The sequence below is a fragment of the Hydrogenophaga sp. genome, assembly GCF_041913525.1.
Classification (GTDB): Bacteria; Pseudomonadota; Gammaproteobacteria; order Burkholderiales; family Burkholderiaceae_C; genus Hydrogenophaga.
Map to the genome: position 1 here is coordinate 63,500 of NZ_JAYSFD010000002.1, position 12,842 is coordinate 76,341.

The 12,842-nt window shown below is 64.7% G+C and carries 6 protein-coding genes; all 6 read left to right on the plus strand.

Annotated features, from left to right (window positions below):
• The first annotated feature begins 133 nt into the window (after positions 1-133).
• The 6 genes from ACE3RQ_RS03145 to ACE3RQ_RS03170 all read left to right on the plus strand — a co-directional run bounded on the left by ACE3RQ_RS03145 (position 134) and on the right by ACE3RQ_RS03170 (position 12,689).
• Positions 134-6,442 carry a PAS-domain containing protein gene (locus tag ACE3RQ_RS03145; protein WP_374519836.1) on the plus strand — a complete coding sequence of 2,103 codons (6,309 nt, stop codon included), beginning with the start codon at positions 134-136 and terminating at the stop codon, positions 6,440-6,442.
• Positions 6,439-7,662: an ATP-binding protein gene (locus tag ACE3RQ_RS03150; RefSeq protein ID WP_374519837.1), complete on the plus strand. Its 1,224-nt coding sequence runs from the start codon at positions 6,439-6,441 to the stop codon at positions 7,660-7,662. Before ACE3RQ_RS03145 ends, ACE3RQ_RS03150 begins: the two co-directional genes overlap by 4 nt.
• A 164-nt stretch (positions 7,663-7,826) precedes the next feature.
• Positions 7,827-8,819, plus strand: a complete 993-nt coding sequence (locus ACE3RQ_RS03155; protein WP_374519839.1) for an ABC transporter substrate-binding protein — start codon at positions 7,827-7,829, stop codon at positions 8,817-8,819.
• A complete protein-coding gene (locus tag ACE3RQ_RS03160) occupies positions 8,816-11,464 on the plus strand; it encodes a PAS domain S-box protein (protein ID WP_374519841.1) in 2,649 nt (882 codons plus the stop codon). The genes ACE3RQ_RS03155 and ACE3RQ_RS03160 overlap by 4 nt, the downstream gene beginning before the upstream one ends.
• The gene (locus ACE3RQ_RS03165) at positions 11,461-11,889 is read left to right on the plus strand and encodes a response regulator (protein WP_374519843.1); all 429 of its coding nucleotides are present in this window, start codon (positions 11,461-11,463) and stop codon (positions 11,887-11,889) included. The genes ACE3RQ_RS03160 and ACE3RQ_RS03165 overlap by 4 nt, the downstream gene beginning before the upstream one ends.
• Positions 11,890-12,026: 137 nt before the next feature.
• Entirely contained in the window at positions 12,027-12,689 is a 663-nt protein-coding gene (locus tag ACE3RQ_RS03170; RefSeq protein ID WP_374519845.1) for a hypothetical protein, read from the plus strand.
• Positions 12,690-12,842 lie beyond the last annotated feature (153 nt).

The following is a 12,842-nucleotide window of genomic DNA, read 5'->3' on the forward strand; positions in this document are numbered from 1 at the left end:
TAAGGGGCGTCAGCCCCTTTCTTCTCTGCTTGCCTCGGCACAGGCGCTGCTAGCATGCCCCGGGTAAAGCGATCGCCTGCCACTGGCGCGGGCGCGCGTGTCGACGGACCTGCGGGGTCCGAGGGGATCACGATTGAAATTTGGACTCGATTCGCCTCGCCGGCTGGCGATGGTGGTGGCCTGCGTCGGGGTGTCGCTGACACTCGCGGTGGCTGGCTGGCTGCATCGGCAAAACGAAGCCCTCCTGTCGGAGCGCCTGGAGTCCGCCTCCAATGAAATTGGCCAGCGGATCGAAGAGCGGCTGTCTTTGTACGAGTATGGATTGCGCGGTGCGCGTGGTGCGGTGCTGGCTGCCGGCGGCGATGCCATTACCCGGTGGCAGTTTGAGACGTACGTGAACAGCCGCGAGATGGCGGCCGAGTTCCCGGGAGCGCGTGGCTTCGGCTTCATTCGGCGGGTGCCACTCGATGCAGAAGCGGTTTTTCTGGAGAAAGCGCGGGCCGCCAATCCGGGTTTCCAGTTGCGCCAGCTGACGCCCCACACCGACGAGCGCTTCGTCATTGAGTATGTGTTTCCCGAGGGGCCCAACCGTGGGGCAGTCGGACTGGACATTGCCTCTGAAACGAGCCGGCGAGAGGCGGCCAGGGCCGCCGTGAAAAGCGCGCAAGTGCAACTCACCGCACCCATCACCTTGGTGCAGGCCACGGGTCAGGTGCGACGTGGTTTCCTCATGCTGCTGCCGGTCTATCGCCCGGGACAGTCTTCGCTCACGCCAGAAGACCGCGAACGCGCCACCATCGGCTGGACCTATGCCCCCCTGTTGGCAGACGAGTTATTGAGCGAACTGGGGCCGCGGGCGGCAGAAGTGGCATTCACCCTGACCGACGCCACTGAGGCTGAGCCATTTTTCCGACTGGCCCTGGGTAATGTCGATGCCTTGCCGGGCCGCCTTGAGGCGGTGCGCGAGCTTCGGGTGGCAGGGCGGCGTTGGCTCATGCACGCGCGCCCGTTGCCGGCCCTTGATCGCGCGGTCGCCTACTTGCACCTGGGCTGGGTGTTGGCAGCGGGCGTGGCGATCAGCATGGGAGTTGCATGGCTGGTGCTTCAGATCGCACGCCAGCGCCATGCGCTGCGTGAGCGCGAGGGGCATGGCGCGTGGCGACCGCACCCGCGTGCATCCGATTGGGCGGGATTCCTGCGCAGTTCGCTGGCGTGGAAGGCACTTCTCGCCTATGGCCTGCTGTGCGCTGCTATCCTGGCCAATGATCACCATGAGGCGCTGGACCGCCTCAGCGCCCAGACCCATGACACGCTGGACACCTTGGTGCAGCGTCAGGCGGATGCCACCAATTCGCGTCGCCTGTTCCGCCGCAAAAGCGTTGTTTTTCTCGCTTCGTCACCGCCGGTGTATGCCATGGTTCGCGGCGCCCAATCGAATGGTGGGCTGGTTGATGGGGCAACGCCTGCGGTGGTCGCTTCCCGGCTGGAGCAGTTTTTCGTCGCCTACCTGCAGGCCAACCCTGAGGTGTTCCAAGCCCGTCTGATCGGTACTGCCGCCGGTGGGCGTGAGTTGGTGCGGGTTGAGCGGCACGGAGATGCGCCGGTGGTCGCATCGGAAAATTCGCTGGCGCGGGTGGACTCCGAACCCCATTTCCGTGAGGCCATGCGGGTGGCTGCGGGCGAGGTGTTTGTCTCGGACACCGAGTTACTGCGCGAAGGCGATGGCCCGCGCATGCCGCCGCAGCCCCTGGTGCACTACAGCACGCCGGTGCTTGATGGTTCGGGCCGCGTGTTTGGCGTGCTGAGCGTCAGCGTTGACCGCAGCCGCATGACGGTGAACCGGGAAATCGCGCGGACCCTGCCCGATGGGGTGTCGATGTTCGTGGCGGATCGCAACGGAGACTACCTCGTGCATCCCGACTCGTCCAAGCAATTCGGACTCCAGCTGGGCAAGCGCTACCGCTGGACGGACGATTTTGTGATTGCGTCGGATAAAGGGCATGACAGCGATGAACCCTGGAGGGGGCCAGAGGGGCCGGTGCTGGGGGCCACCTTGGTGCTGCAATCCAACGCCGACACCCCCATTGGCAGCTTGCGCTACATCGCCGTGATGCCAACGGCCCGACTTGAAGCCATTGCCTGGCGATCGACCCTTGGCACCCTGCCCATGCTGATGGCCCTGGGAGCAGTGGCCATGGTCATGTTCTATCTCTACTGGGTGAGCATGCAGCGCCGCCTTGACGCCCGCAGCCAGCGCTTGCAGCTGGCGGCCATCGTCGAGCAAACGTCCGACGCCATCATTGGCCTGGACCGGCAAGGTCGGGTCACCTCGTGGAACCGCGGAGCCCGTGAACTGTTCGGTTACCAGCCCGAGGAGGCTGTGGGGCGCCGGCTCGACGCGCTCATCGTGCCTCAGGGCATGGTGGCCGACGAATTGGAGGCGCTGGGAGCGCTTGACGAAGACCCCACGCCTGATCCCCTGGAGCGCTGGCGCCGCACCCGCGACGGGCGCGATGTGCAGGTGGCCATTACCTTGTCGCCCCTGCGCACCGATGACGGTCGCGTGGCTGGTGCATCGGCCATCGTGCGCGACGTGACCCGCGAGCGCGAGGCCCAACGACAGGTGGTTGAGCTCAATGAACGCCTGGAAGAAGAGGTGCGCGAACGCACCGCCAACCTGGCACAGGAGCGCCAGCGCCTGGACTACATCCTCAAGGGCACCAACGCTGGGACCTGGGAGTGGAACGTTCAGACCGGCGAGACTCGCTTCAACGAGCGCTGGGCCGAGATAGTCGGGCTCACACTTGAGGAGTTGAGCCCGGTGTCCATTGAGACCTGGTACCGCATGGTCCACCCGGACGACTTGGCCAAATCCAACGCCATGTTGCAGCGCCACTTCATCGGCGAGATCGACCAGTACGAATGCGAGGCGCGCATGCGCCACCGCGATGGTCACTGGGTGTGGGTGCTGGACCGTGGGCGCGTGACCACCTGGACTGCCGATGGCCAGCCGGAATGGATGTACGGCACCCATCGCGACGTGACGGCCGCCCACACCGCACAGCAACGCCTGGCCGAAAGCGAGGCCCTGCTGGCGCGCACCGGCCGCGTGGCCGGAGTCGGAGGGTGGCAGTACGACGTGCAGACCAATCAGGTGGTCTGGACCCGCGAGGCACGAGAGATCCATGAGGTCGCGCCCGATTTCGTGCCCAACCTGGACTCCATGCGTGCCTTCTACTTGGGTGGTGCTCGCTGGCAGTTTGACGAGGCCGTGAGCAAGGCCCGAGAGGTGGGAGAACCCTTTGACCTGGAGCTGCCCTTTCGCACCGACCAGGGACGAGAGCTGCAGGTGCGCGTGGCCGGCGAGCCGGTGCGCGACAGCTCGGGCGTAGTGATTCGCATCGACGGCGCGGTGCAGAACGTGACGGATCGCTATGCCATGGAGGCTGAGATGCGCCGCATCAACGACCTGCAGCAAAGCATTCTGGAGAACCTACCCTGCGGTTTGAGCGCGTTTGACCATGACTTGCGCCTGGTGGCCTGGAACGCAGAGTTCATCCGGCTGCTGGGCCTGGAAGACCTGTTCTCCAAGGGGGCGCCCACCTACGATGAGATCATCGATTTCAACCTGCAGCGTGGCGAGTACGGCCAAGGATCGGAGGCACAGTTGCAGGCCGAGCGCATTCGCGCCTACGCCCGTCAGCCTGTGACCAACCGCTTTGAGCGCATCCGTCCCGATGGCACACCAATCGAGGTGCGCAGCACCCCCATGCCGGGCGGTGGCTTCGTCACCACCTACAACGACATGTCCGAGCGCCGCAAGGCCGAGCGCGAGATCGAACGCAACGAGGCGCTGCTGCGCGGCGCCATCACCGCGGTGGACGAGGCCTTCGTGCTGTTCGACCCGCAAGACCGGCTGGTTTTCTGCAACGACAAGTACCGTGCGCTCTACCACCTGGCGGCCGACGTGATTCAGCCCGGGGCCAAGTTTGAAGACATCGCGCGAGCTGGCGCCGAGCGTGGCCAGTACCCCGATGCCGTGGGCCGAGTGGAGGAGTGGGTGCGTGAGCGAGTGCAGAGCCACCTCTCAGATTCCCCGCCAGCCGTGCAGCGCCTGGGCGATGGGCGGGTGGTGCGCGTGGTGGAGCGCCGCATGCCAGACGGCCACACGGTGGGCTTCCGTCTGGACATCACCGACCTGGTTCGCGCCACCGAGGCGGCCGAGGCGGCCTCGCGCGCCAAGGGCGAGTTCCTGGCCAACATGAGCCACGAAATCCGCACCCCGCTGCACGCCATCATCGGCTTGACGCACCTGCTGGCCGACACCCCGCTCAATAACCGCCAGCAGCAACTGGTGGCCAAGTCGCAGATGGCCAGCCAGTCATTGCTGGGCATCGTCAACAACGTGCTTGACTTGGCCAAGATCGAAGCGGGCGAGATGCCGATCGAGGCCGAGCCCCTTGTATTGCGGGACTTGCTCGACGGCGTGGATGCGCTATTCCATCAGCAGGCCGAGGACAAGGGTGTCTCGCTGTCCGTGGAGCTGGACCCCGCCCTGCCCGAGGTGCTGGTGGGCGACGCGTTGCGCCTGCGTCAGGTGCTCACCAACCTCGTGGGCAACGCCTTGAAGTTCACCGAGCAAGGCCAGGTTCAGGTCATCCTGAGCGCCATTCCCTTCTCGTCTGCGCAGCCGAGCGACACCGTGCGCGTGCGCGGCGTGGTGCGCGACACCGGGGTGGGCATGTCACCCGAGGTTCAGGCCCGCGTGTTCACTCCCTTCCTGCAGGCCGACGCGTCCACCACGCGCCGCTATGGAGGCACTGGCCTGGGGCTGTCCATCGTCAGTCGCCTCATCGACGCCATGGGCGGCAAGCTCGCCGTGAGGAGCGCGCCGGGAGAGGGCAGCGAGTTCAGCTTCGAGGTGCCGCTGACCCTGCCCAGCAGCGCCCAGCTGGGCCGTGGTGCGGCGCGTGGTGCCGGGTTGGAGGTCATGGTGGTGGACGATGAGCCCCGCGACCGCCAGTTGCTCACCGAACTGGCCCGAGCCTTTGGCTGGCGCGCACAAACCTGCGACAGCGGCGAGGCCGCGCTGGCCGAGATCGAACGGCGCCTCGTGCGGGGCCAGTCACTGCCCGACGCCATCCTCATGGACTGGCAGCTCACAGGCATGGATGGCCTGCAGACGCTGGGCAAGCTGTCCGAGCGTCTCGGTCCGCGCCATTTGCCGGTATCGCTCATGGTGACGGCCGCCGAACGCGCTCGCCTGCAGCGCCTGGACCCCCGCCGCCTGGCCGATGCGATCCTGACCAAGCCGGTCAATGCCTCGGTGCTGTTCAACGCCGTCAACCACGGGGTGGTCAGCCGCCACGGCGGCACCGATCGGGTCAAGCAGGTGATGGGCACGCCTTCTGGCCTGGTCAAGTCGCTACCTGGTGTGCGGCTGTTGGTGGTGGACGACAGCGACATCAATCTGGAGATCGCGCGCCACCTTCTGGAACGCGAGGGCGCCATGGTCACCACCGCCAGCAACGGCCGCGAGGCCCTGGCTGTTCTGCGGCTGGCGCCACAAGAGTTCGACGCCGTGCTGATGGACGTGCAGATGCCCGAAATGGACGGCCTGGAGGCCACCCAGCTGCTGCGCCAGCAGCCCTCGCAAGTGGGCCTGCCGGTGATCGCCCTGACAGCCGGGGCCCTGGCCGAAGAGCGCCGCCGCGCCATTGAGTCGGGCATGAACGCCTTCCTCACCAAGCCGCTGGACCCCGGCCTCATGGTCCGCACCGTTCGCGGTGTGATCGAGGAAATGACCGGTCAACCGGTGCCGGTGGCCTCCGTCAGCGAGGAGACGGCCACGCCCGTCCAATGGCCCGAGATCGCGGGCATTGACGGGCCACGCTCCGCACGCCGCCTGGGCTTTGACGTGGCCTTGCTGCGCCAGTCGCTGCGGCGCCTGCTGGCCGAGTTTGGCGGCATCGCTGACGAGCCTTGGCCTGACCACCTCTCCACGCCGGCCCGTGTCGCGCTCACCCGGCGCATGCACAAGCTGCGTGGCGCCGCTGGCGTGATTGATGCCCTGGCCGTGATGGACGCCTCTGCGCAGCTGGAGGCGGCATTGCGCGACGACGTGGCTTGTGCGGACATGGCGCCGATGTGGGCGAGCCTGAGGAGCGCCCTGCGCCGGTTGGGCGAGGCCAGTGCGGCCTGGTTGGCCAGCCCTTCGCCGCAACCCTTGACGCCCGCACAGGACTGGAGCGATGACGTACCTGTCCGCTTGGTCCAGTTGCTGACACAAAATGATCTGGATGCGCTCACTTTGTTTGAGGCCCATCAGGCTTCTTTGCGTGAGCGTTTGGGCGCAAACGTGGTGGACCAGATGGCCCAACGGCTGCAAGCGCTTGACTTTCAAGGGGCTGCGGCACTGCTCGCGGCACAATCCGCGGCATGAACCCGGTGACCGCACGTCCCTTGGTTGACGACGAATCGCCCCAGCCGGTTCTTCTCATCGTTGACGATGACCCCAGCATGATCCAGGTGCTGGGGAAGGCCCTGCGCAGCCTGGGCCGGCTGCGTTTTGCTACGCATGGTGCAGATGCGCTGCGCTTGATGCGCGAGAGCCTGCCCGACATCGTGCTGCTGGACGCCCAGATGCCCGGCATGTCTGGCTTTGACGTGCTGGATGCCATCAAGCACGACACAAGCCTGGCTGACCTGCCGGTCATCATGGTCACCAGCCACTCCGAGGAGGACTTCGAGCAGGCTGGGCTTGAGCGAGGCGCGGCCGACTTCATCGCCAAGCCCATCCGGCCTGCGATTGTTCAGGCCCGGGTGCGAACCCAGTTGCGGCTGAAGCAGGCCAACGACAAACTCAAAAAGATGGCTGCCGCCGACCGCCTGAACTTGGCAGCGGCGCTGCGTGACCTGCGCCAGAGTCACGCCCAGTTGCAGACCAACGCCGAGGCCCTACGAGTGGCCAATGAAGGGCTGTTGCAGTTTGTGCGCATCGCCTCGCACGATCTGCGCGAGCCGCTGAACACCATGGTGCAGTTCGTAGGTCTAGTGGAAGAAGACCACGCTCAAGGCCTGCCTGAGGACGCGCGCCTCTACCTGAACCTGGCCCTGCGCGCCGGCCAGCGCATGCGAACCTTGCTCGATGACGTGGTGCGATACGCGAGGTTGCAGAACGGCGAGACCGAACCCCCCGAGCCGGTGGCGCTTGATCGGGTCCTGGCTGAGTTGCGCGGTGCACTCGCGGCGAGCCTGTCTGACACCGGCGCAGTCCTGACCATTGGCCCCCTGCCTGTCGTCATGGGGCACGCTAGTCTCTTGTCGTTGCTGTTCCAGAACCTGTTGTCCAATGCCCTCAAGTTCATGCCGCCCGGCCAAGCGCCAGAGGTGTCGGTGACGGCCCATGTTGCCAAGGGGCACGCAGTCATCACTGTGGGCGACAACGGCATCGGCATCTCAGAAGAACACGTGGCGGTGTTGTTCCAGCCCTTTCAGCGCCTGCACCTGCGAAGCGAATACGAGGGAGCAGGTCTGGGTTTGGCCTTGAGCCGCCAGATCGCTGAAGCCCACGGGGGCGACATTCAGGTTTGCACCGAGCCTGGGAAAGGGTCGCGTTTCTCGGTTCGGCTACCGCTGGCGGTGGTCATTCCCGCGCCTTGACGACGGTGGGTATGGGTCGTGATGTGATACTGGGTATCGGTATTACACGAAGGTTCATAAAAAAGTGTGAACTAGACGCTAACCATACATGAGTCCTACCGGTAAAGATGACAGAATGTTTCCATGCTGTCGCGATCGGGAGATGAAACATACGGGGGTAGGGTATGAGTACCCAGCCCGTGGTCGCTCGTCCACTGGCGTGGTTGCTTGCGTTGGTGGTCGCTTGGTTGCTCACGGCTTGCGGCGAACCGGTGCGTCCACCGCTATCGGTTGGCATGAACGCCTGGGTGGGTTACGACCCACTGGTTTTGGCGCGTGACCGGCAGCAGATCGATCATCAGCTGATCAAGGTGGTGGAACTGGCCACCGCCAGCGAGACCCAGCGTCACCTCAAGAACGGCTTGCTCGACTCCGCGGCACTTACCTTGGATGAGGTCTTGCGACTGCGGGACGGTGGCTTGGACTTGCGTGTTGTGGCCGTGCTCGACGCCAGTCACGGGGCCGATGTGGTCATGGCCATGCCCAATGTCCAGCATGTGGAGCAACTCAGGGGCAAAACCGTCGCGGTGGAGGACACGTCAGTGGGCGCGCTCATGCTTGATCGCATGTTGCAGTCGGCCGGCATGAGCCGCTCCGATGTGGTGGTGTTGCACGAAGAGGCCAGCCTCCACCAGGACCTGCTGCGCAGCGGACGGGTGGCGGCGGTGGTCTCTTATGCGCCATTGAGCGGCATCCTGGCCAATGCAGGTTACCGCCCCCTGTTCTCCAGTGACCGGATGCCGGGGGAAATTCTGGACGTGCTGGCGGTGCGAGCGGCTGTGCTTCACGAGCGCCCCGAGGCCGTTCAAGCCTTGCTTCTGGCCTGGCAGAGCGGATTGGAATTGCTTGAACTCGATCCGGTGGGGGCTGCGGCCTCGCTGGCGCCAGGTACCGATCTTTCTTCGGATCTGTACTTGAAGGTCATCTCGGGTTTGAAGTTCTATAGCCCCGCCCAATCGTTGGCGGCGATGGAGGGGACGCCGCCCGAATTGCTGGTGTCTGCCCAACGAGTGGCCAATTTGATAGCCGATATTGGATTGGTCGACGCCCCGCCTTCCCTCCATGACCTGTTCGATGCGTCGCCCGCTCGTGCGGCGTTGGGTCGAGGTGGCCCATGAGCTTGGCACGCCGGCTGCTGTTTTTGCCTGGTCGTTGGCTGGCGCCTTTGATGCTGGCGGTTTTCGCGCTCTTGGCGGTGGGAGTGAGCTACCTCATTCAGTCTTCAGAACTGGATGCGTCGGTGCAGGAGCAGGAAACGCGTCGGCTGCGCGAACGCCTGAGCGTGGAGCAGAGCAGACTGAGTTTGCAGAGCGACAACGCCCGAACCCAACTGGTTCGGCGCCTGGTAGGCGGCATGGGTCTTTATGTCGGTATGCGATCGGTGTACCTCGTGGGCCGCGATGGAGCCGTGCAAGCCTCGTTGACCCGATCCGATATTGGTCGAGACATCTCTCTTGTGCTCGGTGCCTGGCCGGACCTCGCCCGCGCCATGAGTACGCGTGAGCATTCACAGGCGCCCATGGGCATCGACGTCTGGCGGGTCGATGGGGCCGACTGGTTGCTCGGGTCTGCACCCTTGACTGACGGCCGCCGCCTGCTGGCGGTGATGGACCTGAGCTACCCGCTGGCGCAGCGCCAGGCGGCCATCAACAGCCAGGCCCTTCGAGACGGTCTTCTGCTGCTGGCGCTGGTGGCCGGTTTGGCCGGTGTCATGCACCTGGTATGGTTTCGTCGCGCCAATCGCCTGATGAATACCCTGGCGCGCATGGGCGAGGGGCAGCTGGATGCCCGCACAGGCCTGGTGGGTGGTGACGAGTTGGCGCGCATTGCCGCCGAGGCCGACCGCATGGCGCTTCGGCTTCAATCCCAGCAAGCGCAAATCCGGCAACTGGCTGATCTTGTGGACCGTTCCCCCGTCGTGGTGGTCGAATGGCGCAACGCTCCCGGTTGGCCCGTGACCTACGTGAGCCGCGGCGTGAGCCAGTGGGGTTACCGCCCGCAAGACCTCATGAATGGCGTGATCCGCTATGCGGACCTGATCCACGCTGACGACGTGAACCGGATCAACGCCGAGGTGGAGCACTACTTCCGCCATGGCCCAGACGACTATCGCCAGGAATACCGGCTGCGAAACGCCAATGGCGAATGGGTCTGGGTGGAAGACCGCACCACGCTGCGGCGCGATGAGCACGGTGAGGTGGTGGGCATCAGCGGCATCCTGCTGGATGTCACGGCCCAAAAGATGGCCGAGCTGGCCCAGCGAGAGCAAGCCGAGATGCTGCGGCTGTTCTACGAATTGCCCTTCATTGGCATGGCGATTTCGGCACCTGACACGCGGCGCTGGCTGCAGGTGAACGATCGGTTGTGTGAGATTCTGGGTTACTCGCGCGATCAGCTGCTGACCATGACCTGGAGCGAGATGACCCCTCAGCCCGATCTGGACCAGAACCTTTTGCTGCTGGAGCAGGTGAAGGCGGGCATGCGCGATGGCTACCAAATGACCAAGCGTTTCCTTCGCCGCGACGGCCATGTGGTCTACACAGAGATCGAGGTTCGTGCCGTGCGAAAACCCGATGGAACGTTGCACCGTTTGTTCGCCACGGTGCAAGACGTCACCGAGCGCCGGCTCGCCAATGAGGCCTTGCGTGAGCAGAAAGACATGCTGGAGCAGGCTGAGGTCATGGCCGGTCTGGGCAGTTGGTCTCACGACACCCGAAGTCAGGACACCTGGTGGTCGACCCAGATGTATCGCAACATAGGTCGAGACTTGGCCATGGGGCCGCCGCAAGGCTTGGCTGGTTGCCTGGCCTGTGTTCACCCTGACGACCGGCGCAGCCTACTGACGACCATGAGGGCCATCGACCGCTCTGGCCAAAGCGACACGCTGACGCTGCGTCGCCATCCCGACCTGGGCCCGGCACGCTGGTTTCGCGCCCGCCTGGAGCACCACCCACTGCCCGGGGGGGGCTGGTGCTGGCGTGGCACCTTACTGGACATCACCGCCCTGCAAGAGGCCAAGAGTGAACTGGAGCGCAGCAATGCCGAGTTGGAGGTTCGTGTCAAGGAGCGCACCCAGCAACTTAGCCTGGCCAACCGGGAGTTGGAGGCCTTCACTTACACCGTGTCGCACGATTTGAAGGCTCCGCTGCGAGGGATCGACGGCTACAGCCAGTTGCTGGCCGAAGAGTATGCGCCCCAGCTTGATGAAACTGGCCAGGCCTATGTGGCGCGGGTTAGGCACGGGGTGCAGCAGATGGGCGCCCTGATTGCCGACCTGCTGGACTACTCGCGCATGGAGCGCCGCACCATGGACCTGCAGCCGCTGGAACTGATTCCCCTGATCCGCCGAGTGCTGGATGAAAACAGCGCCGACATTGAGCGCACTGGCGCCAGCGTGAGCGTTTGTGTGTCACCCATGGTCTTGCGCCTGGACCGCGAAGGCCTTGCAGTGGCCTTGCGCAACCTGGTAAGCAATGCGCTGAAGTTCACCAAGCCTGGTCAGGTGCCGATAATCGATATCGGCTCCACCGAGACCGAAAGCGGGCACGTGCTGTGGGTGCGTGACCAGGGCGTGGGCTTCGACATGAAGTACCACGACCGCATCTTTGGCATCTTCCAGCGCCTGCAGCGATCTGAGGACTACGCCGGCACAGGCGTTGGTCTGGCCTTGGTGGCCAAGGCCGTCCAGCGCATGGGTGGCCGGGTCTGGGCCGAGAGCCAACCCGGCCAAGGCGCCACTTTTTACATGGAGTTTTCGCGATGAGCACGTCTTTGCCTCCCATCCTATTGGTCGAAGACAACCCCATGGACCTTGACCTCACGCTGCGTGCATTCAACAAGCGGCGTTTCATCAACGCCATCGAGGTGGCGCGAGATGGCGAAGAAGCACTGGCCTACATTGCGCGCTGGGACGCGGGTGAGCCAGTTCCTGCCGTCATCCTGTTGGACATCAACATGCCCAAGGTCAATGGACTGGAGGTGCTGGATAGGCTGAAGCACCATCCCGTGTACCGGCGCATTCCGGTGGTGGTGCTCACGTCATCGAGGGAAGACCGTGATCTGGCGGCCGCTTACGACCTCGGGGTGAATTCGTACATTGAAAAGCCGGTCAGTTTCAACAAGTTCATGGAGGTGGCTGATCAGATTGAGCTGTACTGGTGCGTCACCAACCAGCGAGGGCTGACCTGAGCTATGGCACTGCGTTGACGGGTACCGCTGGTCGGCCACGGGCGGTGCAGGCAGGAACGTCATCAAGTTCCCGGCGGGCGTGCCGAAAACTGGTTCGTATACGCGGGTGTATGCCTGCAGCCCATTGAGAGACCGCCATGATCCAGATGCCATCTGTCCGTCCGGTGCCCTGGGCCGCCACCAGTGGCGGGGTCCAGGCTGTTTCCGCCGTTCGCCCTCCGCAACCGGTGGTGGCCGGCAGACAGGACAGTACCGATCCGGCCGCACATGAGGCAAGCGACGTGACCGTGGGCTCGGCGTCCACTGCAGGTGCCAGCCAAGCCAATCAGGCCGCCACCCAGCGAGTGACGGGACACGTCAAGGCGCAGCCGATGGACCTGGCGCGTGAACGCGAACTTCGGCGGGAACAGGCCCGCCAACTTGAGGAGCAGGCCGACCGTGACCGCGAGGCCATGGAGCGACTGCGAGCGGTGTTGACCAATGTCTGGGAGGCCAGTGCTGCCGTGGTGGAGCAGGCCCTGAGCGAGGGCAACGAGACTGCCTTGACCAGTGACGTCTCGCACAATTTGGGCGCCCTGACCGGGATGCAACGATCGCAACGGCCAGCGCTGGTGGCAGACAAGGCCGCGGGTCAAGTGTCTCATCAAGGGGCGGTGGTGACTTTGCCTGGTGACGCGTCCGCTGCCGAGGGCGTCGGGGCTAATGGCAATGGGTCGGGTGTTGTGCTCGGGTACGACGAGCGTGGGATCGGAAGCCCGGATCGCCTGGCCGCAGGTCGAATCATCAGCCAGCGCGTGTAAGGCCCATTGAGTGCCAGAGCACTTGTGCCTCGTGCCCGGCTGGGCACTAGGAGGCGCACCTCATGGCGACATGGGGCGCTGACGGGCATGCTGGATGCCTGGATGCCTGGATGCCTGGATGCCTGGATGCCTGGATGCCTGGATGCCTGGATG

What these genes read in the sequence shown, in the direction of transcription:
- ACE3RQ_RS03150 (WP_374519837.1), top strand. Translation starts at nt 6,439, where the DNA reads ATGAACCCGGTGACCGCACGTCCCTTGGTTGACGACGAATCGCCCCAG.
- ACE3RQ_RS03170 (WP_374519845.1), top strand. Translation starts at nt 12,027, where the DNA reads ATGATCCAGATGCCATCTGTCCGTCCGGTGCCCTGGGCCGCCACCAGT.
- ACE3RQ_RS03160 (WP_374519841.1), top strand. Translation starts at nt 8,816, where the DNA reads ATGAGCTTGGCACGCCGGCTGCTGTTTTTGCCTGGTCGTTGGCTGGCG.
- ACE3RQ_RS03165 (WP_374519843.1), top strand. Translation starts at nt 11,461, where the DNA reads ATGAGCACGTCTTTGCCTCCCATCCTATTGGTCGAAGACAACCCCATG.
- ACE3RQ_RS03155 (WP_374519839.1), top strand. Translation starts at nt 7,827, where the DNA reads ATGAGTACCCAGCCCGTGGTCGCTCGTCCACTGGCGTGGTTGCTTGCG.